The organism is Nonomuraea solani, from assembly GCF_900108335.1.
In the GTDB taxonomy this organism is placed as follows: Bacteria; Actinomycetota; Actinomycetes; order Streptosporangiales; family Streptosporangiaceae; genus Nonomuraea; species Nonomuraea solani.
The window spans coordinates 299,916-318,304 of record NZ_FNVT01000004.1; the positions used below are offsets into that span (position 1 = coordinate 299,916).

Below are 18,389 nucleotides of genomic sequence, written 5' to 3' on the forward strand. Positions count from 1 at the left end.
CGGTGAGGCCCCGCCGGGCGGGGCCTCGGTGGACGGGTTATTCCATCTTGTGGGTCTGGGTGCTGACCGGCGTCTCGCCGCCGTCACCCGCGGCCTGCGCCACGGACGCCGCCGCCACCACGGTGACCGCCGCGATCAGTACGGCTCCGAGGGCCGCGGCCACACCGGTACGTTTGCGCATCACAGTTCTCCTTCTGGATAGCGAACTCCGTCAGCATCACCGACGGCCCTGTCGGCTCCCTGTCGCGCGGACGCTTCCGGCGAAAGAGTGAAGAAAGGGAGGCCGGATAGCGTGCCCGATCATGGAAAACGTCAGGGAAAACGTCTTCGATCTCCAGTTGCGCACCGTTCCGGCGCCCGCCGTCGACGCCGGCACGAGGGCGGACACCGTCCATCTGACCCTGTGCCTGGCCGACGACGGCGTCGGCTGCCCGCAGACCGTCTGGCCGACCTGCTTCGACACCTGCTGCTACCAGGGGTCGAAGGTCTGCTGAGGCTCACACGAGCAGCAGCCGGGCCCAGCCCGGCACGCCCTTCCCCTCCGTCGCCAGCAGCGTCAGGGCCACCCCGGCGGCGCCCTTGAGCAGGCCGGGGTTGTCCACCTGGCGCCCGTCGGCCTCGACGTCGGCGTAGCCGAGCGGCGACCGCGGCCGGAAGCGGCCGAGCAGCTCTGCGGCGTGGCCGTCGGCGGCCGTGCGGAACACCGGGTCGCCGGTGTCTTCCGCGAAGGCCGCCGTGAGCAGCCATCGCCCGGCCAGGCCGTGGCACAGGTTCGGGGACGGCACCGGCACCGGCGTGGCGCACCGCAGGCGCGCCGCGTCCACCGCGAAGTCGCGGATCCATGACAGGTCCAGCGCCTGGCCGGCCAGGTAGAGGGCGCGGGCGACACCGGCGTCCCCGTGGCACCACGAGCCGCCGCCCGAGCGTTTCCCGTCGTCGGGACGGGGATCGAGATCGACGCGGGCCGGCCACATGCCGTCCAGGACGTGCCGCATGAGGAACTCGGCGCCCCACCGGATCGCCGCGGCGGCGTCGGGGTCCGGGGTGCGGCGGTGCAGCAGGGAGAGCGCGGCGAGCACGCCCCCCACGCCGTGCGCCAGGCCGAGATCCACCACGGGCCGGCCCGGCTCCAGGAGGTAACCGAGGTCCGCGATCCCGCGCGGGCTCAGCAGCCGGATCAGCGCGGCGGCGACGGCTGAGCAGACCGCGTCCACGGCGGGCGTACGCTCCCGTACCGTCAGATATCCCACCCAGCCGGAGATCCCGTAGACCACGTCGTAGTAGTGCGGCCCGGGCGGGAGTCGCTCGGCCACGGTCCGCATGAGCGGCAGCATGGCCGCGTCGAGCTCGTCGGTCAGCGCCTGATAGCGGGTGCCGCCCCGGCCGCAGGCCCACACGGCGGCGGCGTACCCGACCCGGCCCGAGAACAACGACAGCGGCCCGTCCGGCGCTCCGGCCACGGCGAGGCCGCCCGCGAGGAACTCGTGGGCCCGCGCGTCCCATCCCTCGCCGGGGCGCGCCTCGTCCAGCGCGGCGCACAGCAGCGCCAGGCCCGCGCCGCCCCGGGACAGGCTCTCAGGGCTCCAGCCAGCGATCTCCGGCTTGAGCGTGGTCCGCACCAGGCGGTCAAGAGCTTCCTCCCGCCGTACGGGGTCCACCACGAGCCGGGCGACCCGGCTGGCCGTGTCCTGCATCGTTCCTCCAGCTGACATCGGATTATTAGCGGCCGTTCCTACGATTCCGCCCATGGTGCGAAGCCCCTTGTCGATTCTTGATCTTGTTCCTCTGGCACCGCCCGGCGGCGCGGCGGCGGCCCTGCGCGCCAGCACGGACCTGGCACGTCTGGCCGAGTCGCGCGGCTTTCGCCGCTACTGGGTGGGAGAGCACCACGGCGTGCCCAATGTCGGCGCCGCCGCGCCCGCCGTGCTGATCGCCCACCTCGCCGCCGCCACGACGTCGATCCGGCTGGGTTCCGGCGGGGTGATGCTGGCCAACCACGCCCCGATGGTCGTCGCCGAGCAGTTCGCGACCCTCGAAGGGCTGCATCCCGGGCGGATCGACCTCGGCGTCGGCAGCGCCGCCGGGGCCACCGCCGAGATCGCGCGGGTGCTGCGCCAGGGTGCCCCGGCGGGATTCGCCGGCAAGCTCGCCGACCTGGCGGCCTTTCTGGACGGCCGTCATCACAGCGGGATCCGGGTGAGCCCGGCGGCCGTGCCGGGGCCGCCGCTCTGGTTGCTCGGCGCCAGTGAGTCGAGCGCGCGGCTCGCCGGGGAGCTCGGGCTGCCGTACGCCTTCGCCCACCATCTGAACGCGGCCGGCGCCGAAGGCGCGCTGGGGACGTACCGCGGCTCGTTCCGGGCCTCGGCGCGGCTGGGTGAGCCGTACTGCCTGGTGAGCGTGGCCGCCATCGCCGCGGACACCGAAGAGGCGGCTTTCCGGCTCTGGCGGGCGGCGGGCGGGCCGGACGGCGTGGCCGTGGGCGACGGGCCCACCGTGCGCGGGGCCCTGGCGGTGCTGTCCGGCAAGCTCGCCGCCGACGAGCTCATGATCGTCACCAACGTGTTCGACGCGGCGGCCCGCAGGCACTCGTACACCTTGCTCGCGCCTCTCAGCTGATCAGCAGGGCGGCGTCCCACCGGCTCGCGGGAACGCCGCCTCTGGCGTAGGCGTACAGGGCCAGCGCCGTGCCACCGGCGCCGTCGAGCAGCCCGGCCCCGTCGGCGGGCGGCTCGGTCGCGGACATCGGGTAGCGGAAGCCGTACGGCAGCGCGGGGTCGAAGTGCGCGACCGTTCGCTCGGCGGCGAGGGCGGCCACCAGGGACGGGGCCTCGTCGGCGCTGTCGGCGGCGATCCGCAGGGCGACCTGCAGCAGCCCGGCCCAGCCGTGGCACAGGCCGGCCGCCGTCAGGTGGAGCTGCTCGACCGGCCGGTCGAGCAGGGAGCGCATGGCGTCGTCGGCGACGCGCAGCCAGTCCGCCCGCCCGAGGGCGAGCCCGGCGAGCTGGATCGCGCGGGCGATGCCCGGGACGCCGTAACACCAGGTGGCGTTGCACACGACCGGCGGCTCCTCGCGGCCGAGCAGTTGGTCGAGGGTGAGCGTGCCGGGCCAGCGCGGGCCGAACGCGTCCGGACGCCGCCAGCGCAGCAGAAACTCCGTGATCCCTTCGATCGCCTGCCGCTGTCCTGGCACCCGGTGGCCGTCCCGCCAGGCGAGGGCGAGCAGCGCGAGCGGGCCGGCGATGCCGTGCGCCAGCCCGAGGTTCGCGTGGCCGTGCGCGTAGCGGGGGTCGTTCAGGCCCTCGATCCACGGCGGTCCCGTGGCCCACCAGCCCGGCACCTCGTGCCCGGCGACCTCGGCGGGCTTCCCGGCGACGGTGACCAGGAAGGACAGCACCTCGGGCAGGTCGCCGGGCGCGGCCATGAGGAGGTAGCGGCCGAGCCCGGTCAGCCCCTGGATGACGTCGTAGCCCGACACGGTGAGGGGCTGCCGGCTCCAGTGCCTCACCTGGACGCGGGCGAGGTCGGCCACGTACGGGTCCAGTTGCGACAGCAGGTGGCGGTAGTCGGCCGGGGTGGCGGCGGTGTTGCGGGCGGCGAACGCCAGGGCGGTCAGGCCGTCGTACAGCGATCCGCCGCCGGGCGGAGGCTCCTGTGCGATGGCCCGCGCCAGCATGGCGTGCGCCCGGTCGCGGGCTCCCAGCTCCGCGTGGAGCAGGGCGGCGGCGGGGAAGCCGGCGGCGAGGGAAAGACCGGGTTCCTGGACGATGTCCGCCAGGCGCTCGCCGACGAGCTTCGCGATCTCCTGCGCGTCGCTCATCCGGCGAACCTCCTGCGCTGGGCGTCGGCGTCGAGAACGCCTCTGAACAGGGCGAACGCGCGTTCCTCGGCCGCCCGGTCGATGCCGAGCAGCCGGTTGGCGTGCATGTGCAGCACGCTCCTGACGATGTCCAGGCGCGTCCGCGGGTCGGTGGACTCCAGCTCGGCGGCGTAGTCGGCGAGCGGCCCCCAGCTTTCGATGAGTCGCGCGCCGCCGGGCTCGGCGGCCAGGGCCGTCCAGCCGCCCGCCGGGTCGATGAGCCGGACGGCGGCCCTGCGGTGCTGCCGGAACGCCACGTGATGGTCCCCCTTGGGAATGTGCTCCAGGTAGTGGGCGGCCCAGTCGTCGCCGCCGAGGCCGCGGGCGATCCGCATGAAGTTCGCCGCCGCCACCAGCTCCGGCTCCAGGGTCAGTACGCCGTCGCGGAGCAGGCCCAGTTGCCGCACCACGGCCTCGCTGTCGGCGTGGAAGAACCGTTCGGCCGCCGGCATCGCCTTCTCGCCGCCGTAACGGACGTACTCGGGCTGGTAGGTGTCCAGGACCATCCGCCGCAGGGATCCCGCGGCGCAGTTGGCCGCCACCCAGTCGTGGAGGGCGGGCAGGACGTGGCCGGACAGCGTCTCCGGGGTGCCGGCGACGCGCAGCCGCAGGTGGGGTTCGGGGTCGCGGTAGCGCAGGAAGTGCCAGTGGTCGATCGCGGGCCGGAGCCGGTCCAGCAGGGCGGGCAGCCGGTCGATGAGCAGCTCGTCCTGGTGCTCACCGATGAGAAAGAGTTTGGCGTAGAGCCATTCCCCGCCGGGGTGGTGGCGGCGCCGGGGCCAGTCGAGGGTGGCTGACGGCGGCGTGGCCGGTGCGGTGCCGGATCGGCCGGTCAGCGGGACGACGATCTCGTTGCCTGAGCCCTCGCACCAGCCCGTTCCCGGGGAACCGCCGCCCGGCGGCTCGGCCAGCACGGCGGTGCGGTCTCTTTCCAGTTCGCGTCTGAGCAGCCGCTGGTGCGGGGGCGCGGTCAGGTCGAGGGGGAGGCGCAGGTCGTGTGAGACGACCTCCACGTGGCCGGGCACCGACCAGCGTTCGCGCCACCCGTGCAGGGCCTCCAGCCACTTCTCCCAGGACAGGTTCGGGTCGCGCAGTTCGGGGGCGGGTAGCCACCGGGCGGTGAACAGCACCGTGCGGCCGTATCGGACTCGGGGCAGGTACGGCAGGTCGGTGAGGCCGTCCCAGGACCAGGCCGAGACGCCGCCGGCGCGGTGGAAGGCGATCTCGCCGAGCAGCCGTGCCACGTTCGGCTGGTTCCGGTACGGATTGAGCATGTTGAAGGGCATCGGGACTATTTCCCGGCCCAGCGACCTGGAATGGACGTAGAGCCGATGGGTGTCGGCCGAGACGACCAGGTCGTCGAGGCCCAGCACGCCGTCCTGGCCGCGGTCGGCGTACATGCCGACGGCCACCCGGTGCGGCAGGATCGGCGGCACCTGGATGACGTTGCCGGAGCGTGACTCGTTCGGCTGGTAGAAGAGCTGGGCGGGCACCGCCTCCTGCTCCTGTGGCGACACGATCTGCCTGATCTGGTCCGCCAGGCCGTCGAACATCGCGGTGAACCGGCCGAAGAACGACCCGGGGCCGATCGAGCCCAGGCCCGCCGCCAGGACCAGGCGGAACTCGCCGCGCTCGATCTCCGCCATGGAGTCCGCCAGCAGGGTCACGCACACGTCCAGGTCGGGGGCCGGTCTGGAGGTGCCGTCGTGGCGTACGAGGGCGGCGATCGACGCCTCGTCGAGGACGACCTCCTCGCCGGTCATGGCCAGCTCCGCCAGCCGCCGTCGCCTTGCGGTGTCCGGTCGCGGCGGCCGGTGGATGAGCTGCCGGGAACTGGCCGGCAGCACGTACGTGGCCGGCGCGTCCAGGCCGCGGGCGGGGTCCAGCAGCTCGCCGAGCGGAACGGCGCAGCCGAGGCCGTAGCGTTCGACGAACGCCTGGTGGTATTCGGCGTAGTGGTCGGGAAGCTCGTCGGAGGTCATGCGCCACAGCAGGTCGACCGCGGTTTCGAGCTCGCGCAGCACCACGTCGGGCAGGTTCGCCTCGACTCCGGCGCGCAGGTCGACCTGCAGCGGCCGTTCGCCCGCGTGCAGCCGGGACATCGACGACACCAGTTCCCGCAGGTCGGCGGTGCCCTCGCCCGGCGGGGTGGCCGCGTACGCGCCGATCGCCGTCCTGATCTCGCGCAGCGCCCCGGTACGCGGGTGGTCCGCCTCCAGGCGGTCGATCACGTGCCCCAGCGGGTCGGCGCAGTCCGGTGGCGGCGGCAGCTCGCTGACCAGGAACTCCTGCTCGACGAGCGAGTCGATCAGGCCCGCCGCGGTCTCCTCGGTCACGCCGGGGAACGACTCGCACAGCTCGGCCAGCAGCTCCGCGTGGGACACGGGCCGGTCGGCGGCGTCCATGCAGACGCGGACCGCCTCGGTGTCGCGTACCGACACCTCGAAGTCGGTCACCTTGCCGCCCGCGGCCCGGACGTACGGCAGGACGAGCCGGTCGCCACGCGACGTCGCCAGGTCGTTGCGGACCAGCAGGAGCCGCCGCCGCACGTCGGGCAGGCGCTCCCACTCGTGTACGGCGGCCAGCAGCCAGTCCATGGCCGGCCGCACGGCTTTCACGGGCGGCAACCCGGCCAGAAAACCCACCGGCGCACCGAACCGCGCGACCGCCACACCGGCCGCGAGCCCGAACGGAGTCGGCCGGTGCGACATGCGCAGCACATATTTGGTGACGGCATAAGCGACGCGCCGCAGTTTGGAAAAGGCGATTTCCCGGCCGTCGTCGATTTTGGCGAGGTCGCGGGCCAGGGAACCGCTCGACACCTCGATGGCTTCACGGACGAAAGGGTCGGCGACGATCTGCCTGATGTACGCCCGGATCCGGCCGGACTCGGCTGGGTCGTCGAAGTCGGGGCCGGTCAGGGTGCTCGCGGCGGCCCCGGGCCGCAGGGCGGGAACCCGTAACAGCCCGAACGAGGCGCCGCCGAAATTCATGGGCATGAACCGACGCTAACGCCGGCCACTAACATTCCCCTGATATTCCGGTGAATTGCTCAACGCCATTGACGGCGGCCGCGCGAAAATGTCAGGCTCCGGCAGGAAGGAAAGGAGGAAAAAATGGCTTGGAACAATGGCGCATTCGATTTGCAGTTGCGTTCTGTGCCCGCGCGGAAATGGGTGGAGAACACCCACCAGATGACCGTGCCGACGGCGATCACCTGCAATGAATGTGTGTCCATCGTGGGCTCCAACACCTGTTGGAACACCTGCAAGGACACCTGCTGCCCGGTTCAGACGCAGACCAAGGTCTGCTGAGGGCGCTCCCGGCGGCCAGTGCGGTATCGGCCGGCGCGCCGGCCGCCGGGACAGGTGGCCGACAGGCAGGCGAAAGCACGTCCGGTTTTCCTGGGGTGGTGGTCGTTACCTCAGAAAAGCCCCGAACCCGCCGATTCAGCCTGCTCGGCACCCTGCGTCTGGACATCGGCAGCCGTCAGGTCGCCGTCACCGCCGGAAAGATGAAGGTGGTGCTCGCGGCGCTGCTGCTCAACGAGAACGAGCCGGTGACCAGTGACCGGCTGATCGAGTACATGTGGGAGAGACCTCCCGCCTCCGCGCGCACGCTGCTGCATTCGGTCATTCTGCGGCTGCGCCGGATCACCGCCGACCGCGAATTCATCCGTACCAGGGGGTCCAATTACGTCCTGGGGGTACAGCCGGGCGAGCTCGACCTGCACGATCTTTCCGCGCTGCTGAACAGGGCGGACAACGCCCGTGCCCATTCGGACGTCGCCACCGAGCACGATTGCCTCAGCCGGGCCATCGAACTGTGGCGTGGGCCGACGCTGGCCGACGTGCCCTCGCCGGCCCTGCGGATGGGGGTCGCGGCGCGGTTCGACGAGATGAGACTGCAGGCTCTCGACCGGCAGAACGACCTGGATCTCGCGCTGGGGCGGTGCGCGGAGGTCGTCAGCCGGTTGCGTGAGGTGACGCGCGAACATCCGTACAAGGAGCGTTTCTGGAAGCAGTTGATGACCGCGCTGTACCGATGCGGCCGCCAGGGCGAAGCACTGGGCGCCTATCACGAGCTGCGCCGCATGCTCGGCCGGGAGCTCGGCATCGAGCCGGGCCCGGACGTCAAGGCCGTCTACCAGTCCATTCTGCGGCCGTGATCGGCACGACACGACATGAAGGAGAGTTCCATGACCATCGGAAACCTGGCTGACCGCGTGCTCAGCCTCTTCGTCCCCAATGTCAGCGCCCGGGCGGGCGACTGCGGGTATGAATACTGGTGCGATCGCGACCAGTTCGGCTCGGTCCTGTACCGCCGCACCTGCTGCCAGACCAGCGCGGGCTATCTCTGCGGCAACTGGGTGGCGGAGTGCATCCAGTGCTGCTGACCCACGCGTGACGGGGCAGCCGCGCTGCCGCCTGAAGGGGAACCTCCGAGCCGGCGGCGGCATCCAACAACCCATGAACGTACGCCGGCTCCTCCCCTGCACCGCTCTGGCGGCCACGGCCCTGTACGCCGCGGTCAACCTGATCGCCCTCCAGGTGATCGCCCAACCGACGGGACGGCTCGACCCCTGGTTCGAAGAGCCCTGGAGCGACTGGACGCTGGGGCGGCTGAACGAGGGGGTCACGAATGCGCGAAATGTGACGCTCTGCCTCACCCTGATCCTGACCGCCGCGGCGACCCTGCCCATCGCGCTCGACCGCGGCTCACTCATCAGGTCCGCCGTGCCGACCGGCGTCTCGTTCATCATGTACGAGCTGGCTCTGGTCGTGAGTGTGCTGGCCGCTCCCACGTCCCGGTTCTGGCTGCTCAACGACGACAACGGTCTGGAGACGATAACCCCCGAGTGGTATTTCCCCGCGCTGATCACCGTCTGCGTCCTGGCCTTCATCGGCATGCTCGCCTGGATGACCGTCCCGGGTCCGCGCGGGCCATCACCCATGTGATCCCCTGGGAACGGGTCTTCCGGCAGACCTGGTTCGACACCCATCGGACGGCCTTCGCCGACTTCGCGCGCACGGCCGACGACCTTCCCGAAGATTATTCGGCGCTGCCGGACCGATACCGCGACCTCGCACTCGGCCAGGGCGCGGTGGAGAGATCGGAAAACGTGCTGTTCCTCGCGGTCGCGGAGATGAAGCCCGAGCGCATCGGTTTCACGCGAACGCTGGGCAAGAAAGCCGGCACCGATCCGTGCACCCATCTCAACGAAGACGACTATGAGCAGTTCACCTGCGCGCCTCTCGGCGACGGCTGGTGGTGGACGGGCGACAATTGGCCGATCGAGAAATAGTTGACGGCCCTTTTCCGGCGGTGTTCTCTGAACGCGTGGCCGATCGCGAAGACGCCGCACCCCGAGGCGCCGCCGGCCGGAGCCTGCGGTGGCTCCCGCGCGTCATCCTCCCCCCTGTCGCCGTGCTGATCACGATCGGGATGTACGACAGGCGGGGCGTCGTCATGGCCATCGTCGCCGCGATCACGTACGGAACCCTCGCCGCCCTGAGCTGGCTACCGGCAGAACGGCTGACGCGCTGGTCGCGGGAGCACCCCATGATCGACGGGCTCTTCTTCGCGCCATTGCTCTTCGCCGGCCTGGCCTACCTCACGTCGCTCTCGCTGCTGATCTGCCTGGTGATCGCCGCGATCGGCACCGTGCTCCTGCTGGGCGTCATCTGGTGGCGGCGGAGACCCGTCACGCGTTCGGAGTGACGGCTTGAACAGCGCCAGCGCCGCGGGCAGCCCGATCGCGCCCGTTCTCGGCCACAGGCCCTGGATGCCCGCCGCGGCGGCCACGGCCGCGGCCACCATGCCGAGCAGTTCGATCAACAGGACGTCGTACGGGTGGGTGGTGCCCGTCACGGTATGACGGCAGGAGAGGGGACGGACACCGAGTGTCACTAAGGGAAATCCCTAGCGGAGGGCCACCCTGACGCCGGTCGAGTCCGGGTCGGTGTGCAGTTCGATGGTGTCGGGCGTCACGTTCCGCGCCAGGTCGAAGGGCACCATCACGACGAGGCTGTCGCCGGGGTCGATCACCTTCTCGTTGGAGTCGTACAGCAACGCCGCCGCCTTGGCCGCCACCGGATACTCGCGGCCGCCCGCGAACAACTTCTGGGCCGAGGCGCGATACGTCTCCGGCTCCTCCCCCGTGTTCAGCACCATCACGTGCACGAGGAGGAACCGCCCCTCCGCGACGGCGACGCCCTGCTTGGTGTTGCCCGCCTGCCGGCTCCACTGGAGTTTCACCACGGAGAACTGCAGCCCGCCGTCCTCCGACGCGATGCCGATGCCCACCTCCCTGGGAGCCGCCTGCGGGGCCGCACCGCCCCACGGGTACAGCAGGGCCGCGGCGGCGATGAGCATGGCGCCGGCCACGACGGTGGAAACAAGAATGATCGTCTTTTTTCGACCGCTGGACGCGACCGGTAAGAGCGAATTGGGCGGGGAGCCGGGGTGCGCCATCGGGTCTCCGATCGACGGGGGAAGACCAGAGCGTAGCCCCTGGATACGCCTGATATCAGGGGGGTTGGCGGGATTGATGCATTCCCGCGCGATTACAAACGGTTGCCGCGCAAAACGGGGCCAAAACGAAAGATTTTTTCCGCACTTACTGGGGCGTTCATGGTCCGGTTAATGTGGAGCAGTGTGATCACGAGGTGCACTCTCCCCGTTCCTGGCTCGCCGTCGCGACGTTAGGCGCCCTTCTCGGCACCTTCGTCGCGGTCCCGCCAGCCGCCGCCTCTCCCGTGACCCCGGACCGCCCGCCGGTCAAGGACGTCAATCCCGTACGCCACGTCGATCCGCTGATCGGCTCGGCCAACGGGGGCAACACCTATCCGGGCGCCGTCATGCCGTTCGGAATGATCTCCTGGAGCCCGACCAACACCGCCGGCGACCAGACCAACGCCGCCGGGTCGAACGGCTACTCCTACAACACCCCGCGCGTACGCGGCTTCGCGCTGACGCACGTCAACGGCGCTGGCTGCCACCCGGGAGCGGCCGGAGACGTGCCGATCATGCCGTTCGCCGGTGAGGTCACCTCGTCCCCGACGGCCGACACCACCGACAGGATCTACGCCGGCGACTTCACCCACGACGAGGAGAAGGCCGAGCCCGGCCGCTACACGGTCACGCTCGGCTCCGGCGTCAAGACCGACCTGGCGGTCACCACCCGCGCGGGCACGGGTGAGTTCACCTTCCCCAAGGGCTCCAAGGCCAACCTGCTGTTCCGGGTGTCCAACTCGCTCAACGGCAGCGAGGACGCCGAGATCACCATCGACCCCGCCACCCGTACCGTCACCGGATCGGTGCTGACGGGCGCGTTCTGCGGCCGCCGCGCCAACGGCGGCGTGAACAACCGCAAGACCTACTACCGCCTGCACTTCGCCGCCACGTTCGACCGCGCCTTCTCCGGCACCGGCACGTGGGTCGATGACGAGCTGCGCCCCGGCGGCACGACGGCGCGCGGCGGCGAGGGGTACGCCACCGGCGCCGACCGCGCGGGCCGCGGCTCCGGCGGGTACGTCAGCTTCGACACCTCCGCGGACGCCGACGTGAGCATGCGGGTCGGCATCTCCTACACCAGCCTGGCGGCGGCCAAGGAGAACCTGGCCCGCGAGCTGACTCCCCGCGACACCGTCGCCTCCGTCGCGGCCAGGGCGCGCACCGCCTGGAACGACCGGCTGCGCTCGGTCGAGGTGGCCGGCGGCTCGGCCGACCTGCTGACGACGTTCTACAGCGCGATGTACCACGCCTACCTCCAGCCCAACGTCACCAGCGACGTGGCGGGCACCTACCTCGGCAGCGACCAGAAGGTGCACCGGCTGGCGAGCGGCCAGCGGGAGCAGTACGGCAACTTCTCCGGCTGGGACCAGTACCGCGCGCACACCCAGCTCCTCGCCCTGCTGGAGCCCGAGGTCGCGGGCGACTACGCCCAGTCGCTGTACAACCTGGCCGGGCAGAACGGCGGCGTCTGGGACCGCTGGGTGCACGTCAACGGCCCCACCCACGTGATGACCGGCGACCCGTCCGCCCCGGCCCTGGCCGGCTTCTACTCCCTCGGGGTGCGGAACTTCGACGTGCGCGGCGCGTTCGAGTCGCTGGTGAGGCAGGCCACGGTGCCGCACCCGTCGGGTCTGTCCGACAAGGGCTGCCCGGGCCAGTGCGAGGGCCAGCGCCCGAACCTGGCCGAGTACATGCGGCTCGGATACGCGCCCCAGGACACCTGCCACTGCTGGGGCGGCGCGGCGGAGACGCTGGAGGACGCGGCGGCCGACTACGCGCTCGCCGACTGGGCCGACCGGCTCGGCCGCGACGCGGAGCGCGACACGCTGCTGCCGCGGGCGAGCTGGTGGCGCAACACGTTCAACCCGTCGGCCGGCAAGGAGGGCGGCTACCAGCAGGCCCGTAAGGCGGACGGCACCTGGCTGTGGCCGTTCTCGGCGACCTCGGACGCCGGTTTCGCCCAGGGCACGAGCGCGACCTACACCTGGATGGTCCAGCACGACGTGTCCGGCCTCGCCGCCGCGATGGGCGGCGAGCAGCAGGCCGCCGAGCGGCTCGACGCCTTCTTCCACCGCACCGACGGCTCCTGGGCGACCGGCGGCGACGGCTTCCGCTACGACCCGACGAACGAGCCGGGCATCCACGTCCCGTGGCTGTACAACGCGCTCGGGCAGCCGTGGAAGACCCAGGAGACGGTACGCGCGATGGCCTCCCTGGTCTACAAGACCGGCCCCGGCGGCCTGCCCGGCAACGACGACCTCGGCACCATGTCCGCCTGGTACGTCTTCGCCGCCCTCGGCCTCTACCCCCAGACGCCGAGCCGCGCCGAGACACTCCTGTCCAGCCCGATGTTCCCGAAGGCGTGGATCAACCGCGGCAACGGCAAGACGATCACCGTGACGGCTCCGCAGGCCGCCCAGAACGCGGTCTATGTCCAGGACGTCCGGGTGAACGGCAAGCCGCACACCCGCTCCTGGCTGCCGGAGTCCGTGCTCAACGAGGGCGGCGACGTCGTCGTCAACGTGGGCACGACGGCGAACAAGTCGTGGGCCACGGAACCGGCCGACCTGCCGGTCGACCATGTGCCCACCGCCGCCACACCGATCCCGAACCTGCCCGGCGCGTGCACGCCGGCCGGCACCTCCTGCGCCCAGAGCCTGCAGTACGACGTGGACGGCGTGGCCACCGCCGACGCGAAGGCGCAGGGCAACCTGGACGGCAAGGGCTGGAGCTTCCCCGCCGAGCAACTCCCCGCCCCCGGCCCGCGTGACGGCCACCTGATCCCCGACACCAAGGGCACGGCGGGCAACTTCCACAGCCTCAGGGGCCAGCGCACCTACCTCACGCCGGGCCGCTACCAGGCCCTCGACCTGCTGGCCACGGCAGTGAACGGGGACCAGCAGACCGAGCTCACGATCACCTACGCGGACGGCACCACCTCGTCCGCCCCGCTGAAGGTGACCGACTGGGCGAGCACGTCACCCCACTTCGGTGAGCGATCCGCGTTCACCACCGACACCCGCTACAACGTCAACGGCACCGCGGACGGCCGCAAGGTCACCATCTGGCAGGTCTCCATCCCGGCCGACCCGGCCCGCGAGGCGGTCTCGTTCACCACGGGCGCCGTGCCCAACCTCAAGGTGTTCGCTCTGAGTTCCCGCCGATAGAAGATCGTGGGCGCCGAAAACGCCGTGCGCTGTGGCGGGCGGCTGAAGTACCGTCGGCGCCCATGACTTTCCCCCGTGTACGCCCTCCTTTCGTGGCCGACGAACCCACCCAGCTCATCGGCTGGCTCGACATGCAGCGCGCGATCATCCAGTGGAAATGCGAAGGGCTGTCGGACGAGGACGCCTACCGGCCGGTCCTGCCCACCTCACCCCTCATGACCGTGGCGGGCCTGGTCTCGCACCTGCGCTGGACCGAGCACTGCTGGTTCGAGATCATCTTCAAGGGCCGCGACTTCTCCGAGAACCCGCAGTTCGACGAGTCGGTCGAGGACGCCGAGATGCGCATCCAGGGCATTCCGCTCGCGAAGCTCCTCGACGACTACGAGCGCCAGTGCCGGATCTCCAACGAGATCGTCGCCGCCCACTCGCTGGACGACGTGGGCAAGCACCCCGACATCGGCTCCGCCGAGGCGAGCCTGCGCTGGATGGTGATCCACATGGTCGAGGAGACCGCCAGGCACGCCGGCCAACTGGACACGATCAGGGAGTTGCTCGACGGGCAGAAGGGCTATTACTAGAGACCGAGCATCTGGACGGGCTCGGCCAGGATCTGCTGGATGATCAGCCCGGCCGCGCCGAGCACGGCCGCGTCGGCGCCGGTCCCCGAGACCACGAGGGCGGGCGGCGCGCCGCGCATCTGCCCCAGCCGGGCTCCTAACCCGTCCGACACCGGCCCCTCCAGCCACGGGAAGAGCGGCGCGAAGATCCCGCCGAGCACGATCCTGCCGGGATCCAGCAGGTGCACGGCAGAGGTGAGTGCCACGCCGAGCGCGTGCCCGGCCCGCTCGCAGGCCTCCGCCGCCCGCCGGTCGCCGGACTCCAGCCGGGCCACCAGGCCGGGCACCGAGGGCAGGTCGCCGAGCAGGGCGTCCTGGCCGGCGTACACCTCCAGGCAGCCCCGGCCGCCGCACCGGCAGAGCGGTCCGTCGGGCACGACGACCACGTGGCCCAGCTCGCCGGCCAGCCCGAACGTGCCCTTGAACACGGTCCCGCCGACCACGAGCCCGGCACCGATGCCGATCTCGCCGGACACGTACAGGAAGTCCATCTCCCGCGAGCCGAACCACAGCTCGCCGAGCGCCGCCAGGTTCGCCTCGTTGTCGATCGCGAAGGGCAGGTCGACCAGGCCGGACACGCGTACGTCCCGCCAGCCGAGATGTGGCGCGCTGCGCAGCACCTCGCCCTCGACGGTGCCCGGCACGGCGAGCGCGGCGCCGATGATCCGCAGCCCGGCGTCCTCGCTCGCGGCGGTGATCTCCTTCACCAGGTCGCGCAGCGCCGCGAGGATGCGGGCGGGGTCGGAATTGCGGTTGTCGGCCGGGATCGTCCGCCGCAGCCGCACCGTACGGGTGAGGTCCACCACGCACGCCGCCAGGTAGTCGATGTTGATCTCCAGCCCCAGCGTGGCCACCCGGTCACCGCTCAGGCTCACCGCCACCCCCGGCCGCCCCCGCTCGCCGCCACGGACGGCGCCGCCCTCGGTCACCACGCCCGCGTCGAGCAGGTCGGCGACCAGGCTGGACACGGTGGTCTTGGTCAGCCCGGTCAGCTCGGCGAGCGCGGCGCGCGTGTGCGGTCCTGAGCGGTGGATGGTCGCCAGCACCACGGCCAGATTACGGGCGCGCATGGAATCATGCCGGACCCCTCTTGACGACACCCCACCCACCTCCTCAGGATTATGTACAGATTATGGACTAAAGGGCAGGAACTCCGAAATGACCGCATTCACTCCCACTCCCGACGACCGCTTCACCTTCGGCCTCTGGACCATCGGCTGGCAGGCCCGCGACCCGTTCGGCGACGCCTCCCGCCCGGCGCTCGACCCGGTGGAGAGCGTGCACCGCCTGGCCGAGCTGGGCGCCCACGGCGTCACCTTCCACGACGACGACCTGCTCGCCGTCGAGCCCGACCGGGAGAAGGCCATCGCGGCGTTCAGGAAGGCGCTCGACGAGACCGGCATGAAGGTCCCGATGGCCACCACGAACCTGTTCACCCACCCGGTGTTCAAGGACGGCGCCTTCACCAGCAACGACCGCGACGTCCGCCGCTACGCGCTGCGCAAGGTCATCCGCAACATCGACCTGGCCGCCTCGCTGGGCGCCAAGACCTACGTGTGCTGGGGCGGCCGCGAGGGCTCGGAGTCGGACGCGGCCAAGGACGTCCAGGCCGCGATGGCCCGCTACAAGGAGGGCCTGGACCTCCTGTGCCAGTACGTCATCGACCGCGGCTACGACATGCGCTTCGCCCTGGAGCCCAAGCCCAACGAGCCGCGCGGCGACATCCTGCTGCCCACGATCGGCCACGCCCTGGCGCTGATCGGCGAGCTGGAGCACCCCGAGATGGTGGGCCTCAACCCCGAGGTCGGCCACGAGCAGATGGCCGGGCTCAACTTCGTGCACGGCATCGCCCAGGCCCTGTGGCACGGCAAGCTGTTCCACATCGACCTCAACGGCCAGCACGGGCCCAAATACGACCAGGACCTGATCTTCGGCCACGGCGACCTCAAGAGCGCCTTCTTCCTGGTCGACCTGCTGGAGAACGGCGGCTACGACGGCCCCCGCCACTTCGACTACAAGCCGCTGCGCACCGAGGACCCCGAGGACGTGTGGGTCTCCGCCGCGGCGAACATGCGCACGTACCTCATCCTGAAGGAGAAGTCGCGCGCCTTCCGCGCCGACCCCGAGGTGCAGGAGGCCCTGCGCGCCTCCCGCGTGGACGAGCTGGCCCAGCCCACGCTGGCGGCCGGCGAGAGCTGGGCCGACCTGGCCAAGGACGAGTTCGACGTCGAGCGGGCGGCCGCCCGCGGCTTCCACTTCACCCACCTCAACCAGCTCGCCCTTGAGCACCTCATGGGGGTACGCGGATGACCGAACCCATCAGCGTCCAGCTCTACACCGTCAGGGACGCGCTGGCCGCCGACCGCGACACCACGCTGCGGCGGCTGGCGGAGGTCGGCTACCGGTCCGTCGAGCCCTTCGACCCCACGACCGACCCCGAGGGGTTTCGCCAGGTCGCCGACGATCTGGGGCTGAGCGTTTCTGGTACGCACGCGTACGCGCTGCTCAGCAAGGAGCCCGCGGAGGTCTTCGACGCGATCGCGACGGTCGGGACCGACCTGGTGATCATCCCCGGCGGCATCGCGCACGAGGAGTTCACCACCCCCGACGGCCTCGCGCGCACGGCCGACCTGCTGAACGGCCTGGCCGAGCAGGCGGCGGGGCACGGGATGCGGATCGGCTACCACAACCACTGGTGGGAGATCGAGCCCGAGATCGACGGCCGGCACGCCATCGAGGCGCTGGCCGATCTGCTCGCCCCCGGCGTCTTCCTGGAGATCGACACCTACTGGGCGGCCGTGGGCGGCGCCGACGTGCCCGCCCTGCTCGGCCGGCTGGGCGAGCGGGTGCTCGCGCTGCACGTCAAGGACGGCCCGGTGGTCAAGGGCGAGCCGCACACGGCGGTGGGAGCGGGCGTCATGCCCGTGTCCGAGATCCTCGCCGCCGCCCCCGCGGCCCGGCGCGTCGTCGAGCTCGACGAGTGCGCCACCGACGTCTTCGCCGCGCTCGCGGAGAGTCACGCCTACCTCACCTCCCTGGAGGGCTCTTGAGCAACGGCCCCGTCGGCGTCGCCCTGGTCGGCGCCGGCGTGATCAGTGGCCAGTACCTCACCAACCTCAACGCCTTCCCCGACGTGCGCGTGGTCGCCGTCGCGGACATCGACACCGGCCGGGCCGCGGCCGTGGCCCGCGAATACGACGTCAAGAGGTCCGGCACCCTCGGCGCGGTGCTCGCGCTGCCCGAGGTCGAGATCGTGGTCAACCTCACGATCCCGTCCGCGCACGCGGCCGTCGCGCTGGAGTCCCTGCGCGCCGGTAAGCACGTGTACGGCGAGAAGCCGTTCGCGATGGACCTGGACGAGGCGGCCAAGGTCACGGCCGAGGCCGCCGACCGGGGGCTGCGGCTGGGCGGCGCCCCCGACACGTTCCTGGGCGCCGGGCTGCAGTCCGCGCTGCACGCCCTGCGCTCCGGTCTCATCGGGGAGCCGGTCGCGGTCACGGCGGCCACGCAGAGCCTGGGCCCCGAGTCCTGGCACCCCAACCCCGAGTTCTTCTACCAGCCGGGCGGGGGCCCGCTGTTCGACCTGGGCCCCTACTACCTGACCGCCCTGGTGTCCCTGCTCGGCCCGGTCGCCCGGGTGGCGGCCGGCACGCGCAGGGCCCGTGACGAGCGGGTCGTCGGCTCGGGGCCGAAGGCGGGCACCGTCTTCCCCGTGGACGTGCCGACCCACGTCAACGCCCTGCTGGACTTCCCCGGCGCGGCCACGGCGTCGGCCACGTTCAGCTTCGACTCGGCGATCAACCGCCGCATGATCGAGATCATCGGCACGGAAGGCGCCCTGTCGCTGCCCGACCCCAACACGTTCGACGGCCCGCTGCTGGCCCGCGGCCTGCACGACGTCGACTGGCGGGAACTGCCGCTGTCCGGCACCACGGCCGGGCGCGGCATCGGCGTCCTGGACCTGGCCAGATCGATCAGGGCCGGCACGCCGCACCGGGCGTCGGGCGAGCTGGCCTATCACGTGCTGGAGCTCATGTCCGCCATCGCGGAGTCGGGCGAGCGGGCGTCGTTCCAGCCCGTCGCCTCCACCCTGACCGCGCCGGAGCCGCTGCCGGCCGGCTGGGACCCGTACGCCGCCACCCTGTGAGAACGCTCGGGCGGCGGGGCGGCCCGCCGTCCGAAGTTCACGTGATCGGGGAACGCGTTGGCTTGAACCCGGCGGACCCGCGACAA

Annotated in this window: 20 protein-coding genes; 14 read left to right on the forward strand and 6 right to left on the reverse strand. The window is 71.4% G+C overall.

Features of this window, described 5'->3' with window-relative positions; genetic code table 11:
* Nucleotides 1-37: 37 nt before the first annotated feature.
* Nucleotides 38-181: a hypothetical protein gene (locus C4V41_RS61840; RefSeq protein ID WP_160150303.1), complete on the reverse strand. Its 144-nt coding sequence runs from the start codon at nucleotides 179-181 to the stop codon at nucleotides 38-40.
* A gap of 121 nt (nucleotides 182-302) precedes the next feature.
* On the opposite strand from C4V41_RS61840, the gene C4V41_RS16945 reads away from it, so the two are divergent.
* A complete protein-coding gene (locus C4V41_RS16945) occupies nucleotides 303-494 on the forward strand; it encodes a hypothetical protein (protein ID WP_103956842.1) in 192 nt (63 codons plus the stop codon).
* 3 nt (nucleotides 495-497) lie between these two features.
* Here the strand turns inward: C4V41_RS16945 and C4V41_RS16950 are convergent, their stop codons facing one another.
* The gene (locus C4V41_RS16950; RefSeq protein WP_160150304.1) at nucleotides 498-1,694 is read right to left on the reverse strand and encodes a lanthionine synthetase C family protein; all 1,197 of its coding nucleotides are present in this window, start codon (nucleotides 1,692-1,694) and stop codon (nucleotides 498-500) included.
* Nucleotides 1,695-1,746: 52 nt separating this feature from the next.
* Here C4V41_RS16950 and C4V41_RS16955 point away from each other — a divergent pair, with 52 nt between their 5' ends.
* On the forward strand, nucleotides 1,747-2,616 hold the full coding sequence (locus C4V41_RS16955; RefSeq protein ID WP_103956844.1) for an MsnO8 family LLM class oxidoreductase: 870 nt from the start codon (nucleotides 1,747-1,749) through the stop codon (nucleotides 2,614-2,616).
* Here C4V41_RS16955 and C4V41_RS16960 read toward each other — a convergent pair.
* Together C4V41_RS16960 and C4V41_RS16965 are read right to left on the reverse strand one after the other, a co-directional pair.
* A complete protein-coding gene (locus C4V41_RS16960; RefSeq protein ID WP_103956845.1) occupies nucleotides 2,609-3,817 on the reverse strand; it encodes a lanthionine synthetase C family protein in 1,209 nt (402 codons plus the stop codon). The two genes, C4V41_RS16955 and C4V41_RS16960, sit on opposite strands and share 8 nt — an antisense overlap.
* On the reverse strand, nucleotides 3,814-6,855 hold the full coding sequence (locus C4V41_RS16965; RefSeq protein ID WP_103956846.1) for a lantibiotic dehydratase: 3,042 nt from the start codon (nucleotides 6,853-6,855) through the stop codon (nucleotides 3,814-3,816). Before C4V41_RS16965 ends, C4V41_RS16960 begins: the two co-directional genes overlap by 4 nt.
* 117 nt (nucleotides 6,856-6,972) lie before the next feature.
* Between C4V41_RS16965 and C4V41_RS61845 the strand changes: the two genes are divergently transcribed.
* From C4V41_RS61845 to C4V41_RS61850, 7 genes are all read left to right on the forward strand, one after another.
* Entirely contained in the window at nucleotides 6,973-7,170 is a 198-nt protein-coding gene (locus tag C4V41_RS61845; protein ID WP_160150305.1) for a hypothetical protein, read from the forward strand.
* A 98-nt stretch (nucleotides 7,171-7,268) separates the two neighbouring features.
* Complete coding sequence (locus C4V41_RS16970) at nucleotides 7,269-8,024, forward strand: AfsR/SARP family transcriptional regulator (RefSeq protein ID WP_160150306.1); 756 nt, start codon at nucleotides 7,269-7,271, stop codon at nucleotides 8,022-8,024.
* A 30-nt stretch (nucleotides 8,025-8,054) separates the two neighbouring features.
* Entirely contained in the window at nucleotides 8,055-8,252 is a 198-nt protein-coding gene (locus tag C4V41_RS16975) for a hypothetical protein (protein WP_103956848.1), read from the forward strand.
* Nucleotides 8,253-8,325: 73 nt separating this feature from the next.
* Nucleotides 8,326-8,814, forward strand: a complete 489-nt coding sequence (locus tag C4V41_RS16980; protein WP_103956849.1) for a hypothetical protein — start codon at nucleotides 8,326-8,328, stop codon at nucleotides 8,812-8,814.
* Entirely contained in the window at nucleotides 8,811-9,161 is a 351-nt protein-coding gene (locus C4V41_RS16985; protein ID WP_103956850.1) for a hypothetical protein, read from the forward strand. The genes C4V41_RS16980 and C4V41_RS16985 overlap by 4 nt, the downstream gene beginning before the upstream one ends.
* Nucleotides 9,162-9,196: 35 nt before the next feature.
* A complete protein-coding gene (locus C4V41_RS16990) occupies nucleotides 9,197-9,577 on the forward strand; it encodes a hypothetical protein (protein WP_146103683.1) in 381 nt (126 codons plus the stop codon).
* Between the two features lie 4 nt (nucleotides 9,578-9,581).
* Entirely contained in the window at nucleotides 9,582-9,734 is a 153-nt protein-coding gene (locus C4V41_RS61850; protein WP_160150307.1) for a hypothetical protein, read from the forward strand.
* Between the two features lie 44 nt (nucleotides 9,735-9,778).
* Here C4V41_RS61850 and C4V41_RS16995 read toward each other — a convergent pair whose 3' ends face one another.
* On the reverse strand, nucleotides 9,779-10,231 hold the full coding sequence (locus C4V41_RS16995; RefSeq protein ID WP_160150308.1) for a DUF4352 domain-containing protein: 453 nt from the start codon (nucleotides 10,229-10,231) through the stop codon (nucleotides 9,779-9,781).
* 293 nt (nucleotides 10,232-10,524) lie between these two features.
* Between C4V41_RS16995 and C4V41_RS17000 the strand changes: the two genes are divergently transcribed.
* Complete coding sequence (locus C4V41_RS17000) at nucleotides 10,525-13,539, forward strand: GH92 family glycosyl hydrolase (protein ID WP_200824038.1); 3,015 nt, start codon at nucleotides 10,525-10,527, stop codon at nucleotides 13,537-13,539.
* A gap of 62 nt (nucleotides 13,540-13,601) precedes the next feature.
* Nucleotides 13,602-14,117 (forward strand): DinB family protein, encoded by a 516-nt coding sequence (locus C4V41_RS17005; RefSeq protein ID WP_103956853.1) that lies wholly within the window; start codon nucleotides 13,602-13,604, stop codon nucleotides 14,115-14,117.
* On the opposite strand, the gene C4V41_RS17010 is transcribed toward C4V41_RS17005, so the two are convergent.
* Nucleotides 14,114-15,226, reverse strand: coding sequence for an ROK family transcriptional regulator (locus C4V41_RS17010; RefSeq protein WP_103956854.1), 1,113 nt, complete (start codon nucleotides 15,224-15,226; stop codon nucleotides 14,114-14,116). The two genes, C4V41_RS17005 and C4V41_RS17010, sit on opposite strands and share 4 nt — an antisense overlap.
* Nucleotides 15,227-15,314: 88 nt before the next feature.
* Between C4V41_RS17010 and xylA the strand changes: the two genes are divergently transcribed.
* Genes xylA through C4V41_RS17025 form a run of 3 tightly spaced genes read left to right on the forward strand, consistent with a single transcriptional unit; the run spans nucleotide 15,315 to nucleotide 18,303 of the window.
* Nucleotides 15,315-16,466 (forward strand): xylose isomerase, encoded by a 1,152-nt coding sequence (gene xylA, locus C4V41_RS17015; protein ID WP_103956855.1) that lies wholly within the window; start codon nucleotides 15,315-15,317, stop codon nucleotides 16,464-16,466.
* Nucleotides 16,463-17,206 carry a sugar phosphate isomerase/epimerase family protein gene (locus tag C4V41_RS17020; RefSeq protein ID WP_103956856.1) on the forward strand — a complete coding sequence of 248 codons (744 nt, stop codon included), beginning with the start codon at nucleotides 16,463-16,465 and terminating at the stop codon, nucleotides 17,204-17,206. The genes xylA and C4V41_RS17020 overlap by 4 nt, the downstream gene beginning before the upstream one ends.
* Nucleotides 17,203-18,303: a Gfo/Idh/MocA family protein gene (locus C4V41_RS17025; protein WP_103956857.1), complete on the forward strand. Its 1,101-nt coding sequence runs from the start codon at nucleotides 17,203-17,205 to the stop codon at nucleotides 18,301-18,303. Before C4V41_RS17020 ends, C4V41_RS17025 begins: the two co-directional genes overlap by 4 nt.
* Nucleotides 18,304-18,389: the final 86 nt, after the last annotated feature.